We start from the raw sequence: 23,745 nt of genomic DNA on the forward strand, positions 1-23,745 counted from the left end.
GGTTGACCAAGAGATGAATAACTATCCGTGCTCGCCGGGACGGTGCGCAGACGGGCGGTGCTCAGGCGGTGGCGAGGAGCTGGTCGACCGGGGCGAACTCGTCGGTGAGCACCAGAGCATCGTCGATGAACTGATCCAGGGCCGCCCCGTCGAGCACGGTGACCGACCCCTCGTTCTCGCCCAACCGTTGACGCAACGCCTCCAGCGGCAGTGGGGTGTCGGCGGCGACGATGAGGAAGTTGGCCCCCCGGGCACCACTGATCGCGGCCGGCGGCGCGACGAGCGCGATGTGGCTGAATTCGGCGCTGACGGTGGCGAGTTCGGCGCGGATGAAGCGCAGCGGCGGGTAGTCGATCACGTTCTGGACGTAGAGGCCACCGGGGCGGACCACCCGCCGGATGTCGGCCGCCATCTCCCGGGTCGCCAGGTGCCAGGGGACCACGAGGTGCCCGAACGCGTCGCCTACCACCAGGTCGGCGCTGTCGTCCGGCAGGTCGCCGACGAGCATCCGGGCGTCGCCGACCACCGGCCGCAGCTCCGGCCCGGGTTTCACGCCCAGCTCCCGCTCCCCCAGCTCGACCAGCTCGCCGTCGATCTCGAAGACGGTGTTGACCGTGCCGGGCCGGGTGGCGCTCAGGTAGGTGGGGATGGTGAAGCCGCCGCCGCCGAGGTGCACCGCGTCCAACCGCTGCCCGGCCGGGGCGGCCACGTCCGCGACGGCGCCGATCCACTGGGTGTACTCGAACTCCAGGTGGGTGGGGTCGGCCAGGTCGACGTAGGAGTGCCAGGCGGAGTTGAGGACGAGCAGCCGCCCGTCCGGGTTCTCCGCGTCGACTTCGACCCGGGCGCAGTGGTACGCGGTCTCCACGTCGCAGGGGTTCGGTGCGACGGTGGCCAGTCCCGCCGCGACCAGCCCGAGCAGTGCCACCGCCGCCTTGATCCCGGGTCGTCCCGGCACCGAGGTCCGCTCCTGCCGCCACAGGTAGTAGCCGAGCGCGAGCCCGGTGAGCCCGAGCAGCAGCGCGAGCCCGACCATGATGACGGTGCTCGGCAGGGCGGCGACCAGCACGAAGCCGGTGCCGAGGGTGGCGGTGATACCGCCGAGGGTGCCGATGCTGGAGAGCCGCCCGACCACCTGTCCGGTCCGGTTCAGGTCACTGAGCTGAAGTTTCACCACGAGCGGCGTGACCGCGGCGAGCAGTGCGGCCGGTAGGAAGACGGCCAGCGCGGTGAGCAGCAGGATGCCGGTGGTGGCACCGCCACGGAGTACCTCACCGGCGTACCGGACCACCGGCAGGGTGATCGCGGTGGTGATGCCGGCGAGCACGAGTGCCGGGGCGAGCAGCGTCCGGGGGTCGCGGCGGTCGGCGAGCCAGCCGCCGAGCCAGGCACCGTACGCGATCGCGCCGAGTGCCACCCCGATCACCGAGCTGGTGACCTGGAGGGTGACGCCGAGGTACGGGCCGACCAGGCGCAGCGACACGGTCTCCAGCACGAGCACCGCCCCGCTGGCGAGGAAGACCAGTGTGGAGGCGAGCCCGTTCGGCAGCGCACGTCGCTGCACGGGTTCGGTCACGGTCGCCGATGTGACGGAGCCTTTCGTGGCTCCCGGCACCGTTGTGGGTGAAGTGTCCATCGGTGGGATGGTACGCAGCTCAGGGCGGGCTGGGTGCTAAACCATCGAGAGATGAACATGGTTCGTGTGGTCGCCGGCCGGGCTTCCGCCACCGTTGTACGACCGCCAGCCGGTGCCGGGCATCCAGATCTGCCGGTACCAGATCACGTAGAGCACACCGAGCGAGCCGGCGTTCTTGACGTAGTAGGCGGCGAGGTTGTTGCCGTACGTGCGGTCGCCGCCGGTGGCGTCGGCGTCCTTGAAGCCGTCGGTGGCGGAGGAGAAGTCGCAGGCCCGTCCCTTGGGGTGTTCGCCGCCGCCGCTGGGGCGGTGGCAGGAGACGTGCCGCTTGAAGCCTGCGGCCTGGGCCTGCTTCATCGCGTGCAGGGTGCGCGGGGTGATGCAGCCGCCGGTGGTCGGGTCGTCGACGTTGCAGGACTCCTTCGGCCAGGAGCCGTCGGAGTTCTTCGGTGCCGGTTTGGCCGACGCCGAGTTGGCGCTGACGAAGCCGGCGGCCGTGGTGCCGCCGACCGCGGCAAGGGCCCGCTCGGCGTCCTGTTTGCGTTTGGCGATGACCGCGAGTTGTTTCTGCTGCTCACGTACCTCGTTGTCGATCGCGCCCTTGGCCCGGCTGGCTTCCTCCCGGGCCTCGGCGAGCGCCCGCAGTTGCTTGTCGTCGCGCTGGGCCATCACTTCCAGGCCGGCGGCCCGGTCCAGGAACGCCTCGGGGGAGGCGCTGTTGAGCAGGGTGGCGACGGCGCTCAGTCGGCCGTGCCGGTACGACTGGACCGCGACCTCGGCGACCACGGCGTTCAGTTCGGTCAACCGGGTCTCGATCTTGGCTAGCTCCTCGGTGAGCGCACCCTGCCGTTTGACCGAATTGTCGAGTTTGGCCTTTGCCTCGATGTGTCCTTTGGAGACGGCCTCCAGGGTGTCCCGCAGCGCCTTGCTGCCCCCTTCCTCGCCGGGACCGGCCGGGGCGAGCGCGAGCGACCCTAAGCCGAGGGGCCGGGCAGCCGGGGCTGCGGCAGCCGGCGTCCCGGTGGCGACCACTACGGCGGCGAGCAGTGCCGCGAGCGTTCCCGACGCGCGGCGCCGGATACTGGCCGTCCTGCGAGGCACGAAAGCCGTTCCTTCCGTCGGCCGCCTACCCCGTTACCTGGTAGATCTTCGGCGGCGGCCACCGCCGGCGCCGGATGCGGCACCTCCGGGCGGGAGACCGGGGGTCACACTACCGGACCAAGCGGGCGCTGTCGGCCCTGCACTCCTACCACATCCGAGCGGTGCACGCGGGCGAAACAACCTATTCACTCTTGGTAATGATGATCACAGTGGGGCGTCTCGGGCGACCTCGGGCAGGAGGGTGTCACGCACCTGGTGCCAGGTCCGCTCGTCGGCGGCGACCAGCAACCCGGCCCGGTCGTCCGCCGGGTGGTAGGGCGTTCCGTCGAGCCGGCGGGCCACCCCGCCCGCCTCGGTCAGCAACAGCACCCCGGGCGCGTGGTCCCAGGGCAGGGTCCGCCAGAAGAGCGCGAACTGCTGCCTCCCGGAAACGATGTCGGCGTACTCCCGGCCGGCGCAGTGCTGACCGGGAAGGATCTCGCCGAGCCGGTCCGCACCGGCCAGGACCGACTCGCGCAGATCGGGCGGGAGGAAACGGGTCATCACCGCGCCGCGCAGGACCGTCGCCGACCCGCCGTCCGCCGTCCGCACCGCCACCCCGTCGCGGTACGTCCCACGGCCCGCCTCCGCCGTCAGCAGGACGTCCGAGACCGGGTCGAGAATCCAACTCGCCCGGGCCGCCCCGCCCTCCAGCAACGCCACCATCACCGCGAACGGCTCCCGTCCGGCGGCGAAGTTGGCGGTTCCGTCGACCGGGTCGACCAGCCACACCGGAGCCGTACCGGCGAGGAGGTCCAGCAACGAGGGATCGGCGGCGACCCCCTCCTCACCCACCACCACCGAACCGGGCAGCAACGGGCGCAGCCCCTCGGCGAGGATTTGCTCGGCCCGCCGGTCGGCCACGGTGACCAGCTCACCCGGAGCCTTCTCGGTCACGTCGGAGCTTTCCAGGTGGCCGAAGAACGGCAGCACGGCGGTGGCGGCGGCGTCACGGATCAACGACCCCACTTCGTCGATCATCGCGTCAGCCCCTTGGCGGAAGTTTCACCACACTGACGAAGAACTCGTCGATCTGGCGAACCACGGTGATGAACCGGTCGAAGTCGACCGGCTTGGTCACGTACGCGTTCGCGTGCAACTGGTAACTGCGCAGGATGTCCTCGTCCGCCTGCGAGGTGGTCAGCACCACCACCGGGATCCGGCAGAGCTGCTCGTCGTTCTTGATCTCGGCGAGCACCTCACGCCCGTCCCGCCGGGGCAGGTTGAGGTCGAGCAGGATCAGGTCGGGGAGCGTGACGTTGGCGTACTGGCCCTCGCGGCGCAGGTACGCCAGCGCCTCCGCGCCGTCGGAGACGACGGTCAGCCGATTGCGGAGCTTGTGCTCCTCGAACGCCTCCTGGGTCATGAGTACGTCCCCGGGATCGTCCTCGACCAGGAGTACCTCGATCGGACTCTTGCCGTCCGGCGGTGCCGTCATGCCACGCTCTCCTTCATTCCACCGGTCTGCGTTCCGCCCGGCCTGTCAACCGTGGGATCGTCCGGCTCACCTGAATTGTCGTCGGTCCGGCCCGGCCGGCCCTCCGGATCCGGAGTCTGCCCCGAAGGTGACTCGTCCGGACCACCCGACTGCCCTGGTACGGCCGACGCGGCCAACTCCGGCAGATCCGCCGCGACGCCGACCGGCAGGGTGAACCGGATGGTCGTACCCTCGGTGACGTCGAGGTCGACCCAGATCCTGCCACCGTGGTACTCGACGATCTTCTTCACGATCGCCAGCCCGATTCCGGTGCCCGGGTACGCGTCCTTCGAGTGCAGCCGCTGGAAGATCACGAAGATCTTGTCGACGAACTCCGGCTCGATCCCGATGCCGTTGTCCTCGCAGCTGATCTCCCACTCACCGTCGACCCGCCGCGCCGTGATCCTGATCCGCGGCGGTACGTCCGGCCGACGGAACTTCAGCGAGTTGCTGACCAGGTTGACCAGCAGGTTGGTCAGCAACGCCTCCTCGCCCTGTACGGTCGGCAGCCCGGACCAGGTCAGCTCGCCACCGGCGTACTCCCGGGCGGCGTCGGTCTGCGCGGCGACGTCGACCATCACCTGGTTCAGGTCCACCTCCGTGAAGCCGGTGGTGAGCCGGCCGATCCGGGAGAACGCGAGCAGGTCGTTGATCAGCCGCTGCATCCGCTGCGCGCCGTCGACCGCGAACGCGATGTACTGGTCGGCGCGTTCGTCGAGCTGGCCGGCGTACCGGCGTTGCAACAACTGGCAGAAGCTCGCCACCTTACGCAGCGGCTCCTGGAGGTCGTGCGACGCGACGTACGCGAACTGTTCCAGGTCGCGGTTGGATCGGACCAGCTCCTCGGCCTGCTTCTGGAGCTGGCTGTTCACCCACTCGATCCGGGTCCGCGCCTCGCGTACCTCGGCCAGGTCCGCGGCGATCCGCTGGCGCATCGCGTCCACGTCCCCGGCGAGCTGCGCCAGCTCCGGCGGCCCGGTCCTGGTGATCTCTCGTTGGTACTCGCCCTGGGAGACCCTGCGTACCTGTTCGGCCAGGGCGGTCACCGGGCCGATCACCACCCGGTTGAGCGAGACCAGCAGGGCCACTCCGGCGACGATCACCACCGCCGCGGCGAGGATCAACAGCAGGACCAGGGTGTTGCCGGTGCTCCGGGCCTTGGTGGCGATCTCGTTGCGCAGGTTGAGGACCAGATCCTGCAACCGGTCGGTCGAGCCGCGCAGCTCGTCGAACTGCCGCCGCCCCTGTTCGTTGACGAGCGGCTGCCCGGCGCTCGGGCCGCCGATCGCGGTCGCGTTGATGATCGGCACGGCCACGTCGGCCCGCCACTGGGCGGCCTGGTCCCGGACGAGGTGCAGTTGGCGGCGGATCTCCGGATGGTCGTCGAGGAGCGCGTCCATCCGACCGATCAGAACCTCCTCCTGCGCCAGCCCGTCGTTGTACGGCCCCAGGTCCGCGCGGTCACCACTGACCGCGTAGCCGCGCACAGCGGTCTGCTGGTTGACCAGGGCGGTCGGCAACGACTCCGCGTCCGTACGCAGCGGTCCGGTCTTGGTCAGCAACGTGTCGAGGTGGCCGCGGTTCGCGTTGGCGACCAGCGCCTCACCGACGGCGAGCAGGCCCAGCACGGCGCCGACCACCACGCAGAGCGCGGTCACCCGTCGGCGCAGACTCCAACCGAACTGACGCCGCGCCGCCCGCGACGCCGCCCCCCGGTCCGTCACCGGGACCGGCCTCCCGGACCCCGACTCCTGATCCATCACCGACCACCTCCCCGGCTCACCAGCAGCATCGCCACGTCGTCGGCGAGCGGCCCACCGTTGAGTTCCTCCGCCCGGCTGACCAGCCAACCGGGCAGGTCGGACAGGGGCACGGCCCGGGCCGCAGGGTCAGTGAGCAAACCACCGAGCCCCGGTACGTCGAGCCGGTCCGGCCCTTCGCCGACCCGCCCCTCGATCAGTCCGTCGGTGTAGAGCAGCAAGGACCAGTCCTCTGTGTCAAAGGTCAGATCGAACGCGACCGGCGGCCGGGGACGCACGCCCAGCAGCAACCCACCCGGAGCCGGTACGGGAGTGACCCGTCCGTCGGCGAGCAGCAGCGGCGGCGGGTGACCGGCGAGCCGGAAGGTCGCCCGGTTGGCGGCCAGGTCGAGTCGGACGGTGGCCACCGTCGCGAAGATCTCCCGCGCCCGGCGTTCACTCATCAGCACCTGCTCCAACGCCGGCAGCACCTCGTCGTCGGGGACCCGGGCGAGCACCAGGGCACGCCAGGCGACCCGCAACTCGACCCCGAGCGCCGCCTCGTCCACCCCGTGCCCGCAGACGTCACCGATGATCAGGTCGACCCGGTCGGGGGTGGTCTGCACCACGTCGTAGAAGTCGCCACCGATCAGCGCCGCGTGCCGGCCGGGACGGTAGAAGGTGTGCACGGTCACCTGGTCGGTGTCCATCAGCGGCTGCGGCAGCAAGCCGCGCTCCAGGCGGGCCGACTCGGCCTGACGCAGCTCGATCTCGCGCAACCGGCGGGCGTTCTCGTCGGCCCGCTTGCGCTCCACCGCGTAGCGCAGCGCGCGGGTGAGGAGCACCCCGTCTACCTGGCCCTTGACCAGGTAGTCCTGGGCGCCCTCGGCGACCGCGTCGACACCGAGCCGTTCGTCCTGCCGGCCGGTGAGCACACAGACCGCCGCGCCGCTGGACATGGCGAGGACCTGACGCAGCCCGTCCAGCCCTTCGGCGTCGGGCAGGCCGAGGTCGAGCAGTACGCAGTCGACCCCGGCGATCTGCTGCCGGGCCTGGTTGAGGCTCGTCGCCACCAGCAGGTCAATCGCCGACTGGGTCTCGGCGAGCAGCTCGCCGACCAGGAAGGCGTCGCCCTCGTCGTCCTCGACCAGCAGGACCCGCAGCCGCTCACCCACGGGCAGGTTGGGGTGCCGGCTGAGCCCGCCGTGCGGGTAGGCCCGCTGCGGCACGACAGAGGAGCCGGTCACGCCGGCGCCTCGTAGCGCCGCCCCCCGGCCCGGGGTTGGGGCTCATCGATGCTGATTTCCCGCTCCTTCGCGATCAACCTGCTGATCCTGTACCACCCAACGCTGCCACACAACACGAGGAACGCGGTGACCCGCGCCGATACGGCGATCACCCGACGAACCCGCCGGGCGCGCTCCCACCCGTGGCCATCCGCTCGGCTCGGGCGGCGATCACCTCGCCGAGCACCCCGTGCAGTCGACCGCAGTCGACGCAGTGCAGATTGTCGTCCAACCGCCGGCCGCCGCACTGCGCACAGCGGCCCCGGTCGCCCGGGTCACGGTAGCCGGCGAGTGCTCCGGCGATCGACCGAACCAGGTGCGGGGTGAGCGGGAAGCTCTCGGTGGCGTGCCGATGCCGGACCTCGATCGCGCCGAGCGGGACAGCCGACGGGTCTGGGTCGTAGGGAGCCACCCGGTCGACGAACTCCCGGAGGAGGTCGATCGGATCAGGCTCAGGGACCACGGTCATGGGCCCAAACCTATGCGACAACCGGGGCCGTTCGGCAGTCACCCACGGGGAGGAGTAGCGGGCAGGATAGGGCGACCTGTACCACCGGTGACAGGCATCGCTTTCAAGTCACCGCCCGGTGCCGGTGGTCGCCGTACCGCACGAACACTCACAGCCCCCAGCAAGGACCCATAACCGCCAGGATGACCCCTTCCCCCAGGAGAAACCGTGGGCGTACCCGTTGAGTCACCTCCCGAACACGTACCGACACGTGCTGTCCGACCGGCCCGACGTGCACTGACCACCGTCGGCGCCCTGACCGCACTGGTCGCGATCGGTGCCGCCGCCCTGTTGGCGATCCGGACACCCGCCCCGGTCGGCGCCGACGCCCCCGCCGGGCAGTTCAGCGCCGAACGCGCCGACAAGCACGTACGAGTCGTCGCCGCGCGTACCCACGTCGCCGGCAGCCCCGCGAACGACGACGTACGGGCGTACCTCGAAACCACCCTGCGCGGCCTCGGCCTGCAGACCGAGGTGCAGGACACGGTGGCCGAGGAGGCCGGTGAGCTCAGCGGCGCGGCGGCCGGTGCCACCCTCGCCCGGGTACGCAACGTGGTCGCCCGACTACCCGGCACCGATCCGACCGGCCGGGTCTTCCTCGTCGCCCACTACGACTCGGTGCAGTCCGGACCGGGCGGCAACGACGACGCGGTCGGCACCTCGGCCATCCTCGAAGTGGCCCGTGCGCTGAGCACCGGAGACCACCCGCGCAACGACATCGTGTTCGTCCTCACCGACGCGGAGGAGGCGTGCCTCTGCGGTGCGTCGGCATTCGCCTCCGAGCATCCGCTGGCCGCCGACGGCGGGGTGGTGCTCAACCTGGAGGCCCGGGGCAGCACCGGCCCGGTCATCATGTTCGAGACCTCACCGCGCAACGCCGGGCTGGTCGACGTCTTCGGTCGGGCGGCACCCCACCCAATGGGAACCTCGTTCGCCGTCGAGGTGTACCGACTCCTGCCCAACGACACCGACTTCACCGCCTTCCTCGACGAGGGCTTCACCGGCCTGAACTCCGCCTACCTCGACGGCGGGGCGATCTACCACACCCCGCTCGACACCCCGGCCAACGTCGACCAGGGCAGCCTCCAACAGCACGGTGACAACGCGCTCGCGCTGGCCCGGGAGTTCGGCGACACCAACCTGGCCGCCCTGGGCGCCGACACCGACGCCACCTACTTCCCGGTTCCGGGCGCCCTGGTCCGCTACCCCGGCTGGCTCACCTGGCCGCTGGCACTGCTCGCCGTCGCCGTCGTCGGGCTGCTCGGCTGGTCGACCCGACGACACGGTCAGGCGTCGTGGGGACGGTTGAGCGCCGGCTTCGGGCTGGCCCTGCTTCCGATCATGGTCGCGCCGGTGCTGGCGCGACTGCTCTGGTCGGCGGTGACCACGATCCGTCCCGGCCACGCCGAACTGCTCGACCCGTACCGTCCACTGTGGTACCGACTGGCGGTGCTGGCGCTCGCCGCCGCCGTACTGTTCGGCTGGTACGCGCTCTTCCGGCGCCGGATCGGCACCGCCGCGCTGACCTTCGGCGGGCTGGGCTGGCTCGCCGTACTCGCGGTGGTGCTCGCCGAGGTAACGCCCGGCGGCGCGTACCTGACCACGCTGCCCGCACTCGCCGGTGCGACCGGCGCCCTGGTCGCCCTCGCGGTCCGGCCCGGCAGCCCGTGGGCGGTGGTGGCGGTGACCGGTGGCGCGGCGGTCGGCGTGCTCATCCTGCTGCCCACGGTCATGCTGCTCTTCCCGGCGCTCGGCATGGCGATGGGCGGCGTCGCGGCGCTCTTCGCCGTCCTGCTCGGGCTGGGCGCGCTCCCGGTCCTCGACCTGCTCCACCCCGCGCCCACCGAACAGCCGACGGCTACCGAACAGCCGACGCCCGCCCAGCGGCCGACGAATAGCTCCGGGGCGGCCCGGTGGCGGCACACCGTCCCCACGGTCGTGGCGACGATCGCCACCCTGGCGCTCACCGCGACCGGACTCGCGGTCGACCGGTTCGACGCCGCCCACCCGGTGCCCACGCACCTGATGTACGCCCTCGACACGAACTCCGGCACGGCCCGCTGGCTCAGTCACGAGATAGACCCGCAGCCCTGGACCGCCCAGTACGTGCGAACACCGGTGACGACGTCGGACGACTTTCCCGGACTCGGGAGCGGCGAGATGCTCGCCGGACCGGCGCCGGCGGCGCCCCTGCCCGCGCCGATGCTGACCGTGCTCGCCGACCAGGCCAGCGGTGACCAGCGCACCCTGCGGCTGCGGTTGGCTCCGCAACGGCAGGTACGCCTCACCACCCTGCACGTGGCGGCGGAGGTGCTGCGGGCGACGGTGGCGGGCCGGAACGTACCGGGAAACCAGGGTGCCGGCGACCGACCGTGGTCCTGGGGTCTGGTCTTCCACGCCCCGCCGGCCGACGGCATCGAGATCGAGCTGGTGGTCCCGTCCGGCGACGGCCCGGTGTCGCTGCGCGCCATGGACGCCAGCGACGACCTCTCCGGACTACCCGGCTTCCACCCGCGCCCGCCGGACGTCGGCGTGGTCGGCTCGCACAGTTCGGAGATGGTCGCGGTCGCCCGCACCTACTCCTTCTGAGAAGTAAGGAAGGGGCCCTTGTTAACGCTATGCGTTAACAAGGGCCCCTTCCTTACTTCCAGCGGAAGTGCACGAACACTCGGCCGAAGTTGTTCGAGTCCTTCTCCACCCGGTGGTAGATCTGCTTGATCTCCTTCTGGTCGAGAAAGCGCAACACCCGCTTCTTGAGCTGACCCGACCCCTTACCGGGGATGATCTCCACGAGGGTGGCCTTCTTCGCCACCGCCTCGTCGATGATCCCGCGCAGCGCGCGGTCGATGTCGTGCCCACGGTTGAAGATGTCGTGCAGGTCGAGCTTGAGCTTCATCGCGCGCCCGTCCTCACCACACGCCCACCCTCCGTCGTCCTGGCCCGGCCCCGACCGGTCCCCCGGTCGACCACCGCCGGGAACCATCGTAGGCAGGTCACCTCAGCGAGCCCCGCCGACCTTGGTCTCGACCCGGCGCAGCGCGGCCTGGTAGTCGTCGTTCTCCGAGTGCATCGCCGCCGCGATCCGCAGGTGCCGCAACGCCTCCGGTGCCCGCCCGACCCGCTCCAGGGTCCGGCCGAGTACGTGGTGCGCGTAGTGGTCGCTCGGATCCCGGTCGACCAGCACCCGGAGCTGCTCCTCCGCCCGGCCGAGCTGGGCCGAGTGGAAGTACGCGCGAGCCAGCAGTTGCCGTACGGAGGTGTTCGTGGGCTCCGCCTCGACGATCGGCTCCAACAACCGGGCCGCCCCGGTCGGATCTCCGGTCTCGAAGAACATGGTCGCCCGTCGGTACTCCGCCAGAAGATCCACTTTCCCCACCCCTCCCGTCCGCACCACCCGGTATCCACCGACGCTGACACAACACCCCGCGAAACGCGACTGTTCCCCGGGCAGTCGATCAGGAGTCAGTCAGCGGAAATCGCCCAGGCACGGACACCACCGAGGATGCCGGCCGTGTTCGGTACGACCACCACGTCGTCGCCCATCCGGGCGAGTTGCTCCGGCCGGATCAGCCGAGAGTTGCCGCCGCCGAGATAGAGCCGGTCCCACTGGAAGACCGGACGCAGTCCCTCGACCACCCCGCGTACCCGACGGGACCAGAACCCGTCGCCGAGCCGCCGGCGCTCGTGCTCGCCGATGTAGGTGTCGTAGCTCATCCCCCAGCGCACCGGCGCCTGGGAAAGCTCCAGGTGCGGGGCGAGCACCCCGCCGTCGAAGAGCGCGCAGCCCAGCCCGGTGCCGAGGGTGAGGACCAGCTCCGACCCGGTCCCGGCGACCACGCCCGCACCGTGCACCTCGGCGTCGTTGAGCACCAGGACGGGCAGGCCGAACGCGTCCGCAAGCGCCGTCCGGGCGTCGAAACCGGACCATTCGGCGGTCAGCTCGGGATCGGGTTTGGTCCGGGGGCCAGCCCGGGTGACGTAGTGCGGAGTCGCCACCACCACGCCGTGACGCAGCATGCCCGGCATTCCCACGGTCACCCGGTCGGCGCTCGGCAGTTGGCCGCCGAGATCCACCAGGGTCTTGACGAAAAGTGAGGGCGGCAACGGGTACGGGGTCGGCACCCGAATCGGGCGGGCCCGCATCGTCCCCGCCTCGTCCAGCACCGACGCCTTCAACCCGCCGCCGCCGCAGTCGATCGCGAGAGTGGTCGCCACCGGCCCAGTGTGCCCCGCCAACTCCCCGGACAATCGCCGGCCCGGCGGAAACTCCTCGACCCGGCAGGGGGGCGGCCGGATACCATCGGCGTCTCATGAGTGCCACGTTGATCGCCAAGGACCTCGCCGCCGGACACGGAGACCGTGTCCTGTTCACCGGGCTGGATCTCGTTGTCGCCCCCGGTGACGTGATCGGGCTGGTCGGTGTCAACGGCGCCGGCAAGTCGACCCTGCTACGTACCCTCGCCGGGCTCCAGCCGGCGGAACAGGGCTCGGTGCAGCTCAACCCGCCCGGCGCGAACGTGGGACACCTGCCGCAGGAGCCGGAACGCCGGCCGGACGAGGCCGTCCGGGACTTCCTGGCCCGCCGGACCGGGGTCACCGCCGCGCAGGCCGCGTTGGACCAGGCCACCGAGGCGCTCACCGCCGGCACCCCGGGCGCCGACGACGCGTACGCGGACGCGCTCGAACGCTGGCTCGCGCTCGGCGGCGCTGACCTCGACGAACGGGCCGGACAGATCGCCGCCGAACTGGGCCTCGGGGTCGACCTGGGCGCACCGATGACCACCCTCTCCGGCGGCCAGGCGGCCCGCGCCGGGATGGCCTCGCTGCTGCTCAGCCGGTACGACATCTTCCTGCTCGACGAGCCGACCAACGACCTGGACCTGGCCGGGCTGGACCGGCTGGAGCGCTTCGTCACCGGCCTGCGGGCCGGCACCGTGCTGGTCAGCCACGACCGGGAGTTCCTCACCCGGACCGTGACCAAGGTGCTGGAGCTGGACCTGGCCCAGCAGCAGGTGCGGCTCTACGGCGGTGGTTACGCCGCCTACCTGGAGGAACGGGAGGTGGCCCGCCGCCAGGCACGAGCGGAGTTCGAGGAGTACGCCGACACCCGCGCCGGGCTGGAAGCACGGGCGCGTACCCAGCGGGCCTGGATGGAGAAGGGCGTACGCAACGCCCGCCGCAAGGCCCCGGACAACGACAAGATCGGCAAAAACTTCCGGGGCGAGACGAGCGAGAAGCAGGCGGCCAAGGCCCGGCAGACCGAGAAGCTGATCGAGCGCCTGGACGTGGTCGAGGAACCCCGCAAGGAGTGGGAGCTGCGGATGGAGATCGCCGCCGCTCCCCGGGCCGGAACGGTGGTGGCCGCGCTACGCGGCGCGGTGGTGCAGCGGGGCGGCTTCACCCTCGGGCCGGTCGACCTCCAGATCGACTGGGCCGAGAAGGTGGCGATCACCGGGGCGAACGGCGCCGGCAAGTCCACCCTCCTCGGCGCCCTGCTGGGGCGGCTGCCGCTGACCGCCGGTCACGCCTCGCTCGGGTCGGGGGTGGTGGTCGGCGAGGTCGACCAGGCCCGTGGGCTCTTCCTCGGTGACCAGCCACTGCTGGACGCGTTCGGCGCCGCCGTACCGGAGTTGGCGCCGGCGGACGTACGGACTCTGCTGGCGAAGTTCGGGCTGCGGGCCGCACACGTCCTGCGCCCGGCGGCGACCCTCTCCCCCGGCGAGCGGACCCGTGCGGCGCTCGCCCTGCTCCAGGCGCGTGGGGTGAACCTGCTCGTCCTGGACGAACCGACGAACCACCTCGACCTGCCGGCGATCGAGCAGCTGGAGTCGGCGCTCGACGCGTACCCGGGCACGCTCCTGCTGGTCACCCACGACCGCCGCATGCTCGACGCGGTCCGGACCACCCGGCACGTCGAGGTCGACGGCGGACGGGTCAGCGAACGCTGACCACCCCTGCCACCAGGCTCATGCCGCCCCGCCGCCCCCCCTCGCCGCGTTGCCTTGCCGCGTCGCCTCGCCTCGCCGCGTCGCCTCGCCTCGCCTCGCCGCGTCGCCTTGCCGACGGGCGAAGATAGACGACAATGAGCCCATGGTCCAGTTCGAGTACGCCTTGCTCGTGCGGCGCCGGCAGGCCCGGCTAGAGGACACCGGTTGGGAACTGATCTACACCTGGTACGGCCCGGACGGCTCGATGCTCGACGTCTCCGCCTACGGGGAGACCGCCCTGGAGCACCTGAACCGGGCCGGTCTCCAGGGCTGGGACCTGGTCGCGGTCACCGACGACAGCTCTCTTGAGGGCACCGCCGAACTGCACCGCTACCACCTGAAACGGGTGTTGACCGCGGCCCCGCCCCGGCAACGGATCCGGGCCACCCGACTCGGTCGTCGCCCCTCGCCCCGCTGAGCCGCCATCGGCGGCGTCGGCCGGTTCCACCATCGGCGGCGTCGGCCGGTTCCACCGTCGGCGGCGTCGGCCGGTTCCACCGTCGGCGGCGTCGGCCGGAGAACGGGCACCGGTCGGAGGCATATCCGGCGCGATCGTGGGTAGCCGGCGCCGGGAGGTGGGCCCATGGTCGCGTTGGCACGCACGCCGTCCTCGGGAGAGCGGCTCCGGGCAGTCGACGGATTCCTCGCCGAGGCATTCGCCGACCTGGCGAAACACGACGACCGGCTGCGCGGGGTCGCGGTCGAGGTCCGCTTCGACCGGGGGGTCGCGCACCTGACCGGTGAGGTCGCCGACCCGGACCAGTTACGCCTGGTCCGGCTCCTGGTCGGCCAGTTCGACGGGGTGCTGGCTGTCTGGTCCCGGGTCCGGGTCGGCGGACGGGAACCGATCGTGGTCGACCTGGGCTGCGGCGCGGCGAAGCAGTACCCGGAGAACCTCGGCCTGGACCTGCGCCGCGCGGACGGGGTGGACGCCCAGGCGGATCTCTCCGGTCCGCTGCCGATCGCCGACAACTCGGTCGACGTGATCTTCACAGTGCACATCCTGGAACACCTGATCGACTTCCTGGCCCTGGTGGACGAGTGCCACCGGGTGCTCCGGCCGGGCGGCGTACTGCACATCATGAGCCCGTGGTGGGGGCACGTGAACGCGGTCGCGGACCCGACCCACGTACGACTGCTCGACGTACAGACGATCAAGGGGATCTGTTCCCGCCCGCCGGGCACCCCGCGCTGGTACCCGCTCCACGCCGGCTGCGACGGGGCGTCGATCTTCGCGGACATGACCCCGATGTCGCCTGACGATCCGGAGCCGGCAGCCAGCCACATGGCGCGCTTCTTCGACTGACCGGTTCCCCTGGAGGTCGGGCACGGTGGTCGTGAGAGGCTGATCCGGTCAGGCTGTTCCGACCGCTTCGAAGAGGGGACGTGCCGCGCCCATGCCGACCCTGTACGTCATCATCGCCAGCACCCGACCCGGCCGGATCGGTCTGCCGGTCGGCCAGTGGTTCTACCAGCGCGCGGTCGAGCACGGCGCCTTCGACGTCGAGGTGGTCGACCTGGCCGAGTGGGACCTGCCGATGATGGACGAGCCGAACCATCCCCGGATGCGGCAGTACGAGGGCCAGCACGCGCTGGACTGGAGTTCCAAGATCGACGCCGGCGACGCGTACGTGCTGGTGATGCCGGAGTACAACTTCAGCTACACCGCACCGTTGAAGAACGCGCTCGACTACCTGCACCAGGAATGGCAGTACAAGCCGGTCGGCCTGGTCAGCTACGGCGGGATCGCGGCCGGCATTCGGGCCCAGCAGGCGATCAAGACGGTCCTGCTCTCGCTGAAGATGGTGCCGCTGAACGAGTCGGTCATGATCCCGTTCGTCTCGCAGCTACGCAGCGAGGACGGCACCCGGATCGAGCCGACCGCGCAGATGGAGTCGATGGCGACAACACTCCTGGACGAGTTGGCCCGGTGGGCGCTCGCACTCAAACCGATGCGCGAGACCCCCTCGGTCTGACCCGACCTACCCGCCGCGCCGACCGGGCATCGGGTCAGCCGCAGTGGTCCGCGTACGCGCGCCCGAGCAGGTCGTACCCGTGATCGGCGGCGGTCACAGAGTCGCCGTACTGCTCGTTTAGCGGAGCGCCCGTCGACCAGCCGCAGCCAGTTCTCCCCGGCCGCCGCCCGTCTCTTCCTGGCCAGCGCCCGTTGTACGGCGATCATCCGGCTGGCCGCCAGCCGCCCGGTGATCGCCGTGTCGGTCCCGGCGTGCCCGCCGCCCTCGTCGAGCGCCTCGACCAAGGCCCGCTCGTCCCGTTCGGTTGCTGCACACCCGCCCACCGCGCTCGGCTATTCCGACGCCGACCGGGCCAGCGCCCGCTCGACCAGCAGTCCGGTCGCGCAGAGCAGTTCCTCACCGCCCGCCGGCCCGACAAGCTGAAGGCTCGGCGGTACGACCGCGTCCGATCCCGTTGCCGTCGCCGATCCCGTTGCCGTCGCCGTCGCCGTTATCGGCATCGCGAGCGCCGGTACGCCGGCAAGGTTGAACGGCGCGGTCAGCGCGGTGAGCGGGAACCCGACAAAGTCGGTCAACGTCGGCGGTGGCGCCACCATGGTCGGCAGAGCCAACGCCTCCACCTCGCTCAGCGCCGCCGACACCTTCGCCCGCCAGACCTGTCGGACGGACATCGCCTCGGCCAACGCCGCGACGCCCACCTCGCCACCACTACGCAGTCCGCCACTGACAAACGGGCTCAGGCTCTCAAGGTCGACCAGCCGGTGATGGTTGTGCCACAGTTCGCCGAGGACAATCGTCACGAAAGCATCGATGCTCGCCTCCCACCCGTCCAGACGTACCTCCCGGACCGTGAACCCGGCGGCGTCGAGCACCGCATCGACGGCCTCCTCCATCGCCGATTCCACCCCCGCTATCCGCAACCGCCCTATCCGCTGGACAGGAGCAGCCGCCACCACAAAACCGGGTTCGAGCAGCCGCATCCCGGTGACCACACCGGTCACGTCACGGGCGATCGGGCCGACGGTGTCAAGGCTCTGCGCGAGCGGCCACACCCCGGCGGTCGGCACCCGCCCCCATGTCGTCTTGAGCCCCACCACCCCGCAACAGGCGGCGGGAAGCCGCACCGACCCACCGGTATCCGTACCCAGCGCGACGTCAACCTCGCCGGTGGCCACCGCCACCGCACTGCCACTCGACGAACCACCGGGGATACGGTCAGGCGACAACGGATTGACCGGAGTGCCGAAGACCGCGTTGTCCCCCACGGGGCTGAGGCAGAGTTCGGTCAGGTTCGTCTTCCCCACCAGGTACGCGCCGGACGCCCGGATACCTGCGAGGCATTCGGCGTCGACGAGCGCCGGGGTGGCCGCGTCCCGTACGGCCGCGGAAGCGGCCGTGGTGACCACACCCGCCATGTCGATCACGTCCTTCACCGCGACCCGCACCCGGTCGTCGGCTGTGCCATCGGGTGGCGGGAACCGCCGGATCCAGGTCGTCATCGACCGACCGTACGAGCCGGCGGCGAGCAGGGCGAACCATTTCCTTGGCGCGTTCCCTGGCGCGCCGCTTGGCAGGCAAGGATCCGCTCGCACGTTGTCACTCTCTTTCAGTAGCCTGCCCGGCGGCTTCAGTAGCCTGCCCGGCGGGCTGACTGAACCCTGTCCTCGGCACTGAGCGGCAGAGCCCGGACGAAGGAGATGAGTTGTCGGCTATCGCGTCACTCCTCCTGGTCCCCAGGAGGAGCATTCCCGAGCTGGCCCGGTTGGCCCGCACGTCATCGTCGTCACTCCACTCTTACCTGACCGAGCACGGACGCCAGCCACAGAAGGAGTACGACTGGTCCGGTACTGCAGCTACCTGGAGGAGCGTGACGTAGACCTGGAGCAGTCGGAGTTTGATGCCGATCCAGCGGCCATCAACAAGGTGTACGGCGTGACAGTGCTCATCACACCAGCGCACAGGCGCCTTCTGGATCAGCTCGACCCCGCAGGCCACCGTGCGGAGGAGTTGGCCGCACACTTCGAGGAGATGGGGCTGGACTTCGAAGAGAGTGGCATGGCCGGTTTGGATGGGCTGGGACTGCTGCACGACACCATCGCCGAACTCGGCAGCGACCAGGTATTGCAGCTGCACGTCGGCTGACACCGGACGACCGTCAGTGGTCCGCGAACCGGCCGGCACCCATGAGAGCTGCGCAAACCTTGCCACACGGAACCTCAAGGGCAACGCAGGTAGCGTGCGCGACCCGGTACAAGCGGTGGCTACGGGCGACCTACGAGATTACATCGACCCGGGAGGATTCCCGCTGGTCAGAGAAGCTTTTTGCTGATCTTCGAGGTGCCCCCGGCAGGATTCGAACCTGCGACACACGGTTTAGGAAGGGGACGCAGTACAACGGTTCGACCTGCCCCTGACCAGGCGAAACGGGCGGGCTCGCTCCGATCGACCGCAAGATCATTGCACGTACTCTGCACAGCCCCGGCTTTCGGCAACCCCGATCACTTGATCTACGTGCGCTCAGCCTCGACAGTACGCACGATCTCGTCAGCGACCGTGGCTGAAACAGTGAGCGCGATGGACCACGCCTCATCGTCGGCCCCGATCAGGATCACCGCCTCGTCGGACCCGGATCCGCTGGCAGCCCAGAAGACCGGGACACCGGCGGCGTTCCCCGTGGCGATCGAGCGGCGAGCAACCCAGTCCGCCGCCCGGACGTTCCGCAGCCGCAACAGGCACTCGATCGGGGCCTCGAAGTTGAGTTCCCACCCGTCGGCTTGGAGCTTCACCCTTGCCGCGCTGCCCTCGTCCCAGGCGTCGATCACCACGCTGACCATTGCGCGATTCTCGCATCGCCCTGCTTGCAAAGATCAAGACTGCTGTCGGCCGAAGTCAGTGAGCGTAGTTGACCTGCTCGGCTTGTCGATTGCCGTCGCTCGACGCCCACGCCTGTCAGCCGGCTTGGCTGTACCGATGGCTGTACAGCCAAGCACTTTCGCGCCCTTGCGTCCGCCCCCGCTTGGCTTCATGATCCGCTCAACGCGAACGTAAAGGGAGCACATGGGCACCTGGGATGACGGTCCCTTTGACAACGACAGCGCCGCCGACTGGTGCGGTGACCTCCACGATGCCGACCCGTCCGCACGGGCGGCGATTGTTCGTGCTGCCCTGACAACGGCAGCATTCAACGCCGGATACCTCGACTATGACGATGCCGTCTCAGCCATCGCCGCTGCGGCGATCGTGGCCTCTCAGATGCCCGGCGGAGAGCCGATGACCTCGCCGTACGCGCCGGACTTCCTGCTTGCTGGTGAATCCCTTGACTTGGACGACGACCTGCCACAGCTGGCTGTCGAGGCACTTGACCGAGTCCTCAGCGACGACTCGGAGTGGCGGAGCCAATGGAGCGAGGCGGGAGCGAGCGAGTTCCCGCAGATCAATACGCTCCGCGCGGTGCTGTCCGGTCCGCCTGAACTGCCCGGTCAGATCGCGCTGCTTTAGCTGGCCACACCCTCAGTTTGGAAGATCGCGATTTAGTGACCTGATCTGCCCGAAGTGGCTAGTCATCAGCAATGCCGTGGTGCCCGCACCTGCCCGCTGATAACCGTCTACGGCACCGACTTATGGCACGTGAATGCCACGACGCTCGGGCTGCGGCGGCCCGGCGCCGCGCCCTCGACAGCCGTCAACCACCCCGTGATCGTCGCGGCCCACGAACTCGCTTGGTTCGATGATCCGCCCTTGGCGACAATGCCTAGGTGGACGTTCCGGGAGAGTTGCCCTTGGCGGACCTGCTCGCACTCGGCCAGCTGGCCTACCTCCGGCAGCGATCCCTGCGTAACCCTCGCTACCGAGACGCCAGCTACGTTCGCCTGTTCGTGACACCTCGCTACCTGCGGTGGAGCCGTCCTTCGGTCTTCGATCGAGACCTAGATGCGGTACGGCGCAGCCTCTCGGTCTATGAACGGCTAGCACAGCGCGGCAGCGCCGGGACTGATGACGCCTGGCAAGAGGTCCTAATGGGCGTGGATCACCTGCTCTCCGAGGGTCAGCGCCGGGCCGGGCACCGGATACGCCCGAGAAACTAACTCCTGACCTACCCGTCCCCTTGGTGCCGCAGCCCGCCGCACCGCCCGCCAGGCCCTAGCGGCTTCCACGGTGCCGGGTCCGCTGCCCGGTCCCCGTATTCCTATGGCAAGCCGCGAAACGCAGCGCAGCCGAACGCCCCGCCGCCGACGGCGGCCCTCCACCCTCACGATCGTCACGGCCTCGCGGGAAGGCCCAGCGCCTCCACCGAGACCTTTCAGTAATGCGCAATGATCTGCTGATGGATCTCGACGACACTAACGCGGTGCGGACCCGCAACGACCTGGCGACCTACGTCCAGGCACTCGCCGAGGAGTCGGCCGCACGTCCGGACGACTGGGAGAACGTCGACCTGCCGCGCTACCTGGAAGCTATGTCCTCGTGGATTGGCAGCATGGATGGCTGGGCACGCAATCAGGGCCGGGAGCTGCCTGAGCAACCCACATGGTCCCTGGTAGCGGACATCCTTCGCGCAGCCTGCGTCTACGAGTAAGAGCGGCCGGCGCGGCCATGAAAACCGGCGTGTGCGCGGCGGATTCTTCGGGCGTCAGCGAACCGGCGGTTCGCCGAACCGGCCGCCAGCGACCAGCACGCCTGTCTCAATCTCCTCGGCTGTCCAGGCATGCGTACAGAAATCGTCCACGGCTACGCCACCAGGCCGCAGAAGGGCAAGAACCAAGGTCACCATGCGCTGCCGTCGTGACATCCGGTACTGAATCTGCACACCCCAGGCAGGACGGCACCCCATACTCTGCTCCAGGTTCGCCACATCCTCAGGCTCCCAGTCCAGGTACAGCCCATCGACCTCATCGACCAGCCACACGAAGAGCGGACCCTCAGCGACCCACTGATCCGGCTGAGCCGAAGCGAGCCCGTCAAGAGCACCGACCAACTCCGACCGGGAGCTGGCAGGGAAGACGAACGCGGCCTCACTCATCTGGCAACCATAGACACCCCAGTTTGAAAGATCGTGATCCACTGACCTGGTTCGCCCGAAGTGCCTGGTCGTCAGCGGTGCCGTGGTGCCCGTACCTGCCCACCCGCGACCGTTCGCGGCACCGGCTTATGGCACGTAGCTGGCATGGCGATCGGGCTGCGACTCTCCGGCGTCGTACGGCGTCCCGCCCTGGCCCTTGGGCCGGGGCGACTTTGCGTGGCGCCGGGTCATCGTGCGTCCGGACCGTGTACGTCGGTGGCAAGCCGCGAAGCGGCGCGGCAGCCGATCGCCCTGCCCTCGACGGCGGCCGACCCCCCTCGCGATCGTCACGGCGCTCAGGTCGACGCCGTTGGCTGTTGGCCGGAGGTCTAACGCTCGTACGATCTTGTGGTGGATCGCGACGTGCTCATCGCTCTACTGGCCGCAGCACCGGAGCCACATCAGGCATGTATCGCTGCACTTCAGAGGGGCAGTCCGTTCCAGGTCTTCGACTCCCCCGCACCGGCGCGGCAGTTCGCTGACATCTGGCGGTGGCGAGAACAGCTCGTCCAGGACGCTGGAATCCCCACCGATGGCTGGCATCCCGGTCTTGAAGTCCTGACCGCAGCAGGAGAGCAAGCGGTACGGGTCGGAGTCGTACAGGTGCCTGACACACGTAAGCGCTTCAAGGTCTTTCTTTCGGCAGACGCCTCAACCGTCGTCGCCTGTATTGGCTGACCAAGGAACCTCTGTCCCCTGTCAACCGTCCCGGCAGCAGCCCGCCGCGCCGGCCGATGCCGGCCGGAGGCCGCCAGCAGGCCGAGCGCGAGCGGGCGCGCCGCGCTTGCGCGGCGCCTTGATCCAATACAGAGGTATTCGGCAGTGCGACGCCGACAAGTTGCGGACTTCAGCAACCACGCTACGGCGAGCCCGTGCGCTCGTTCTGCCATCTTGGCTGTTAGTAGATGGGAAAGTTGGCATGTTGGCCCAAGTCCTCTGGCCAGCGCCCTAGCCCAGATCTAGCCGTTCGGCGGCACGCCCACGATCGGTTGAACCTCGCGGTACGGACACATGTTCGACATGATGGTCTCAACCAGGATCAGGAGGAACCACTGTGGCCGACAAGAGCGCCATCGAATGGACTGAAGCTACCTGGAACCCAACCACCGGCTGCGACAAGATCTCCGCTGGCTGCGATAACTGCTACGCGCTCACCCTGTCCAAACGACTCAAGTTCATGGGGTCGGCGAAGTATCAGAACGACGGCAACCCCATCACGTCCGGGCCTGGCTTTGACGTGACCATCCACGAGGACGCTCTTGACATTCCCCGCCGATGGCGGGAGCCGCGGACGGTGTTCGTCAACAGCATGTCCGATCTCTTCCACGCCCGCGTGCCCCTGGACTACGTGCGACGGGTGTTTGATGTCATGGCCGATACACCCAGGCATACCTACCAGGTCCTGACGAAGCGGGCGTTCCGGTTGGCGAAGCTCGCACCGATGCTTGAATGGCCAACGAACGTCTGGATGGGCGTTAGCGTCGAGTCGGAAGACGAACTGTCTCGCGTTGACCATCTTCGTACAGTGCCCGCCGCAGTCCGATTTATCTCCGCTGAGCCTCTACTCGGACAACTTGACAACATCAATCTCAACGACATTCACTGGCTAATTGCGGGTGGCGAGTCGGGCCAGGGCGCCCGTCCCGTAGACCCTGAGTGGGTGCGGGGTCTACGGGACCGTTGCGCGGACGCCGGCACAGCGTTCTTCTTTAAGCAGTGGGGCGGGCGAACCCCGAAGGCTGGCGGGCGGCTTCTCGATGGCCGCACTTGGGACGAGATGCCAGCGCGGGCACTTATGCCGGCTCTATCACTTTTTTAATCAAATCGCCTTTCGAGTCGGTCTTGGTCACGTCGGGGTACAGGCGTTTCCAAGCCGCTCGGAGGTGAGTTTCGCGAGCCTGGCCAGCGACTCCCCCGTACACCTCGGCGTACCGGCTGTAGATCTTGAATGGTTTACCTTCTGCCAGCAGCCGTCGCAGATTGCGCTCGATTTCATTGACCCAGCCCTCGGCAAGCGCCTGCTCACTCAACTTGAATGCCGCCTCGTCACCAAATAGCGTGTCAGCATTCTCATCCTTGTGGAGCGCTTCACGCCAGCGACTCAGACCACGTGAGAGCGCCTCCCCAAACTCGCTGAACCCGTCAGCGTGTCGGGTGAGGAACACCAGGTGATACACGGGTTTGTGGGAGGCTCGGTTACGCACCGGCGTCGTCCACCAGCCGCACCGCTGACTATCGGCAAGTCGCTCGGCATACCCCGCGACCACCGCCTCTTCTGCGGCATCTCGATCGTCGCCGTGATCAAGCCATACCTGCTGCCACCAAGAACCACCGCACGAAGCATCCATTCGGGCCAGCGAAGACTCTCTACCCCGGTTTTCCTTGGTGCTGGTCAGCAGGCCGGCCATACGTCGTAGCCCGCTCGCATTGAAGTTGATTAGCAGTTCGGTAGCTGGCGGCTGAATAGGACGCTGAGCGAAGATGTTTGCCGTCGTTTCGAACGGAATCATGAGCCCGAACGGGTCGAGAAAGGCAAGCAGAGGGATGCCCTTAACCAGGGTCAGCAGGTTTTCGAGGTGATCCTCGATGCTGCCCGCGAATAGCTGGACTGGCAGCCCTTGCCCCTCGTTGGCGATGACCTGCTGCAACTTGGCGCGCGGCTTAGGATCGCTTTCGACGAAGTAGCTCTCCAACGTGCGGTTAATCCGACGCAGTTCGTGAGCCTTGCGTATGAGAAGCGCCGGGGATGCCTCGTCTCCCGAGTCGTACCGGCCTTCTCCCGCGTAGCCGTCGATGACGGCTACCCGGTTGTCGAGTGAATACCGGCCCGTTTTACCAACGAACGGGTCGATGTACTGGTTGATGATGGCGTGCTTGAGGATGGCCGCTGGTTGTTTCTCGTCAAAAAAGCTCATTTACCCCTCGCTCTGCCCACTA

The 23,745-nt window shown here is 69.1% G+C and carries 24 protein-coding genes; 10 read left to right on the forward strand and 14 right to left on the reverse strand.

The window, feature by feature from the left end:
* Positions 1–61: 61 nt before the first annotated feature.
* The 7 genes from ACIBF5_RS06505 to ACIBF5_RS06535 form a co-directional block, all read right to left on the reverse strand.
* Positions 62–1,636 (reverse strand): fused MFS/spermidine synthase, encoded by a 1,575-nt coding sequence (locus ACIBF5_RS06505; RefSeq protein ID WP_396808713.1) that lies wholly within the window; start codon positions 1,634–1,636, stop codon positions 62–64.
* 36 nt (positions 1,637–1,672) lie between these two features.
* Complete coding sequence (locus tag ACIBF5_RS06510) at positions 1,673–2,683, reverse strand: coiled-coil domain-containing protein (RefSeq protein ID WP_396808858.1); 1,011 nt, start codon at positions 2,681–2,683, stop codon at positions 1,673–1,675.
* A gap of 258 nt (positions 2,684–2,941) precedes the next feature.
* Positions 2,942–3,757 carry an inositol monophosphatase family protein gene (locus tag ACIBF5_RS06515; RefSeq protein ID WP_396808715.1) on the reverse strand — a complete coding sequence of 272 codons (816 nt, stop codon included), beginning with the start codon at positions 3,755–3,757 and terminating at the stop codon, positions 2,942–2,944.
* 4 nt (positions 3,758–3,761) lie between these two features.
* Entirely contained in the window at positions 3,762–4,214 is a 453-nt protein-coding gene (locus ACIBF5_RS06520) for a response regulator (RefSeq protein WP_396808716.1), read from the reverse strand.
* Entirely contained in the window at positions 4,211–5,977 is a 1,767-nt protein-coding gene (locus ACIBF5_RS06525; protein WP_396808718.1) for an ATP-binding protein, read from the reverse strand. Before ACIBF5_RS06525 ends, ACIBF5_RS06520 begins: the two co-directional genes overlap by 4 nt.
* A gap of 35 nt (positions 5,978–6,012) precedes the next feature.
* Positions 6,013–7,221, reverse strand: a complete 1,209-nt coding sequence (locus tag ACIBF5_RS06530; protein ID WP_396808860.1) for a PP2C family protein-serine/threonine phosphatase — start codon at positions 7,219–7,221, stop codon at positions 6,013–6,015.
* Positions 7,222–7,387: 166 nt separating this feature from the next.
* Positions 7,388–7,747: a hypothetical protein gene (locus ACIBF5_RS06535; RefSeq protein WP_396808720.1), complete on the reverse strand. Its 360-nt coding sequence runs from the start codon at positions 7,745–7,747 to the stop codon at positions 7,388–7,390.
* A 207-nt stretch (positions 7,748–7,954) separates the two neighbouring features.
* Here ACIBF5_RS06535 and ACIBF5_RS06540 point away from each other — a divergent pair, with 207 nt between their 5' ends.
* Positions 7,955–10,375 (forward strand): M28 family peptidase, encoded by a 2,421-nt coding sequence (locus ACIBF5_RS06540; RefSeq protein WP_396808722.1) that lies wholly within the window; start codon positions 7,955–7,957, stop codon positions 10,373–10,375.
* Between the two features lie 52 nt (positions 10,376–10,427).
* Here the strand turns inward: ACIBF5_RS06540 and ACIBF5_RS06545 are convergent, their stop codons facing one another.
* The 3 genes from ACIBF5_RS06545 to ACIBF5_RS06555 form a co-directional block, all read right to left on the reverse strand.
* Positions 10,428–10,682, reverse strand: coding sequence for a Smr/MutS family protein (locus tag ACIBF5_RS06545; RefSeq protein WP_121158332.1), 255 nt, complete (start codon positions 10,680–10,682; stop codon positions 10,428–10,430).
* A gap of 102 nt (positions 10,683–10,784) precedes the next feature.
* Positions 10,785–11,153 carry a M48 family metallopeptidase gene (locus ACIBF5_RS06550; RefSeq protein WP_121162456.1) on the reverse strand — a complete coding sequence of 123 codons (369 nt, stop codon included), beginning with the start codon at positions 11,151–11,153 and terminating at the stop codon, positions 10,785–10,787.
* 95 nt (positions 11,154–11,248) lie between these two features.
* Entirely contained in the window at positions 11,249–12,001 is a 753-nt protein-coding gene (locus tag ACIBF5_RS06555) for an ROK family protein (RefSeq protein WP_396808724.1), read from the reverse strand.
* Positions 12,002–12,096: 95 nt separating this feature from the next.
* Between ACIBF5_RS06555 and ACIBF5_RS06560 the strand changes: the two genes are divergently transcribed.
* From ACIBF5_RS06560 to ACIBF5_RS06575, 4 genes are all read left to right on the forward strand, one after another.
* The gene (locus ACIBF5_RS06560; RefSeq protein ID WP_396808726.1) at positions 12,097–13,734 is read left to right on the forward strand and encodes an ABC-F family ATP-binding cassette domain-containing protein; all 1,638 of its coding nucleotides are present in this window, start codon (positions 12,097–12,099) and stop codon (positions 13,732–13,734) included.
* Between the two features lie 142 nt (positions 13,735–13,876).
* Entirely contained in the window at positions 13,877–14,191 is a 315-nt protein-coding gene (locus ACIBF5_RS06565; RefSeq protein WP_396808727.1) for a hypothetical protein, read from the forward strand.
* A gap of 165 nt (positions 14,192–14,356) precedes the next feature.
* Positions 14,357–15,079, forward strand: a complete 723-nt coding sequence (locus ACIBF5_RS06570; protein ID WP_396808729.1) for a methyltransferase domain-containing protein — start codon at positions 14,357–14,359, stop codon at positions 15,077–15,079.
* Between the two features lie 91 nt (positions 15,080–15,170).
* Positions 15,171–15,749: an NADPH-dependent FMN reductase gene (locus tag ACIBF5_RS06575; protein WP_396808731.1), complete on the forward strand. Its 579-nt coding sequence runs from the start codon at positions 15,171–15,173 to the stop codon at positions 15,747–15,749.
* A gap of 332 nt (positions 15,750–16,081) precedes the next feature.
* Here ACIBF5_RS06575 and ACIBF5_RS06580 read toward each other — a convergent pair whose 3' ends face one another.
* Positions 16,082–17,248: an amidase gene (locus tag ACIBF5_RS06580; protein WP_396808733.1), complete on the reverse strand. Its 1,167-nt coding sequence runs from the start codon at positions 17,246–17,248 to the stop codon at positions 16,082–16,084.
* Positions 17,249–17,681: 433 nt separating this feature from the next.
* Here ACIBF5_RS06580 and ACIBF5_RS06585 point away from each other — a divergent pair, with 433 nt between their 5' ends.
* Positions 17,682–17,891 carry a hypothetical protein gene (locus ACIBF5_RS06585; protein WP_396808734.1) on the forward strand — a complete coding sequence of 70 codons (210 nt, stop codon included), beginning with the start codon at positions 17,682–17,684 and terminating at the stop codon, positions 17,889–17,891.
* Between the two features lie 365 nt (positions 17,892–18,256).
* Here ACIBF5_RS06585 and ACIBF5_RS06590 read toward each other — a convergent pair whose 3' ends face one another.
* The gene (locus tag ACIBF5_RS06590; protein WP_396808735.1) at positions 18,257–18,583 is read right to left on the reverse strand and encodes a hypothetical protein; all 327 of its coding nucleotides are present in this window, start codon (positions 18,581–18,583) and stop codon (positions 18,257–18,259) included.
* Between the two features lie 223 nt (positions 18,584–18,806).
* Here ACIBF5_RS06590 and ACIBF5_RS06595 point away from each other — a divergent pair, with 223 nt between their 5' ends.
* Complete coding sequence (locus ACIBF5_RS06595; RefSeq protein ID WP_396808736.1) at positions 18,807–19,247, forward strand: DUF4259 domain-containing protein; 441 nt, start codon at positions 18,807–18,809, stop codon at positions 19,245–19,247.
* A gap of 826 nt (positions 19,248–20,073) precedes the next feature.
* Positions 20,074–20,325, forward strand: a complete 252-nt coding sequence (locus ACIBF5_RS06600; protein ID WP_396808737.1) for a hypothetical protein — start codon at positions 20,074–20,076, stop codon at positions 20,323–20,325.
* A gap of 54 nt (positions 20,326–20,379) precedes the next feature.
* Here the strand turns inward: ACIBF5_RS06600 and ACIBF5_RS06605 are convergent, their stop codons facing one another.
* Positions 20,380–20,769 carry a hypothetical protein gene (locus ACIBF5_RS06605; protein ID WP_396808739.1) on the reverse strand — a complete coding sequence of 130 codons (390 nt, stop codon included), beginning with the start codon at positions 20,767–20,769 and terminating at the stop codon, positions 20,380–20,382.
* A gap of 390 nt (positions 20,770–21,159) precedes the next feature.
* Between ACIBF5_RS06605 and ACIBF5_RS06610 the strand changes: the two genes are divergently transcribed.
* Together ACIBF5_RS06610 and ACIBF5_RS06615 are read left to right on the forward strand one after the other, a co-directional pair.
* Positions 21,160–21,486: a hypothetical protein gene (locus tag ACIBF5_RS06610; protein WP_396808740.1), complete on the forward strand. Its 327-nt coding sequence runs from the start codon at positions 21,160–21,162 to the stop codon at positions 21,484–21,486.
* A 376-nt stretch (positions 21,487–21,862) separates the two neighbouring features.
* Positions 21,863–22,627: a DUF5131 family protein gene (locus tag ACIBF5_RS06615; RefSeq protein WP_396808742.1), complete on the forward strand. Its 765-nt coding sequence runs from the start codon at positions 21,863–21,865 to the stop codon at positions 22,625–22,627.
* Here the strand turns inward: ACIBF5_RS06615 and tcmP are convergent.
* Complete coding sequence (gene tcmP / locus ACIBF5_RS06620) at positions 22,602–23,723, reverse strand: three-Cys-motif partner protein TcmP (RefSeq protein ID WP_396808744.1); 1,122 nt, start codon at positions 23,721–23,723, stop codon at positions 22,602–22,604. The two genes, ACIBF5_RS06615 and tcmP, sit on opposite strands and share 26 nt — an antisense overlap.
* Positions 23,724–23,745 lie beyond the last annotated feature (22 nt).

This window comes from Micromonospora sp. NPDC050417 (assembly GCF_044458865.1).
In the GTDB taxonomy this organism is placed as follows: domain Bacteria; phylum Actinomycetota; class Actinomycetes; order Mycobacteriales; family Micromonosporaceae; genus Micromonospora_G.

Coding starts and splice junctions, on each gene's coding strand:
- ACIBF5_RS06600 (WP_396808737.1), top strand. CDS start 20,074: ATGGATCTCGACGACACTAACGCGGTGCGGACCCGCAACGACCTGGCG.
- ACIBF5_RS06535 (WP_396808720.1), bottom strand. CDS start 7,747: ATGACCGTGGTCCCTGAGCCTGATCCGATCGACCTCCTCCGGGAGTTC.
- ACIBF5_RS06560 (WP_396808726.1), top strand. CDS start 12,097: ATGAGTGCCACGTTGATCGCCAAGGACCTCGCCGCCGGACACGGAGAC.
- ACIBF5_RS06595 (WP_396808736.1), top strand. CDS start 18,807: ATGGGCACCTGGGATGACGGTCCCTTTGACAACGACAGCGCCGCCGAC.
- ACIBF5_RS06505 (WP_396808713.1), bottom strand. CDS start 1,636: ATGGACACTTCACCCACAACGGTGCCGGGAGCCACGAAAGGCTCCGTC.
- ACIBF5_RS06580 (WP_396808733.1), bottom strand. CDS start 17,248: ATGACGACCTGGATCCGGCGGTTCCCGCCACCCGATGGCACAGCCGAC.
- ACIBF5_RS06605 (WP_396808739.1), bottom strand. CDS start 20,769: ATGAGTGAGGCCGCGTTCGTCTTCCCTGCCAGCTCCCGGTCGGAGTTG.
- ACIBF5_RS06565 (WP_396808727.1), top strand. CDS start 13,877: ATGGTCCAGTTCGAGTACGCCTTGCTCGTGCGGCGCCGGCAGGCCCGG.
- ACIBF5_RS06515 (WP_396808715.1), bottom strand. CDS start 3,757: ATGATCGACGAAGTGGGGTCGTTGATCCGTGACGCCGCCGCCACCGCC.
- ACIBF5_RS06570 (WP_396808729.1), top strand. CDS start 14,357: ATGGTCGCGTTGGCACGCACGCCGTCCTCGGGAGAGCGGCTCCGGGCA.
- ACIBF5_RS06575 (WP_396808731.1), top strand. CDS start 15,171: ATGCCGACCCTGTACGTCATCATCGCCAGCACCCGACCCGGCCGGATC.
- ACIBF5_RS06545 (WP_121158332.1), bottom strand. CDS start 10,682: ATGAAGCTCAAGCTCGACCTGCACGACATCTTCAACCGTGGGCACGAC.
- ACIBF5_RS06590 (WP_396808735.1), bottom strand. CDS start 18,583: ATGGTCAGCGTGGTGATCGACGCCTGGGACGAGGGCAGCGCGGCAAGG.
- ACIBF5_RS06520 (WP_396808716.1), bottom strand. CDS start 4,214: ATGACGGCACCGCCGGACGGCAAGAGTCCGATCGAGGTACTCCTGGTC.
- tcmP (WP_396808744.1), bottom strand. CDS start 23,723: ATGAGCTTTTTTGACGAGAAACAACCAGCGGCCATCCTCAAGCACGCC.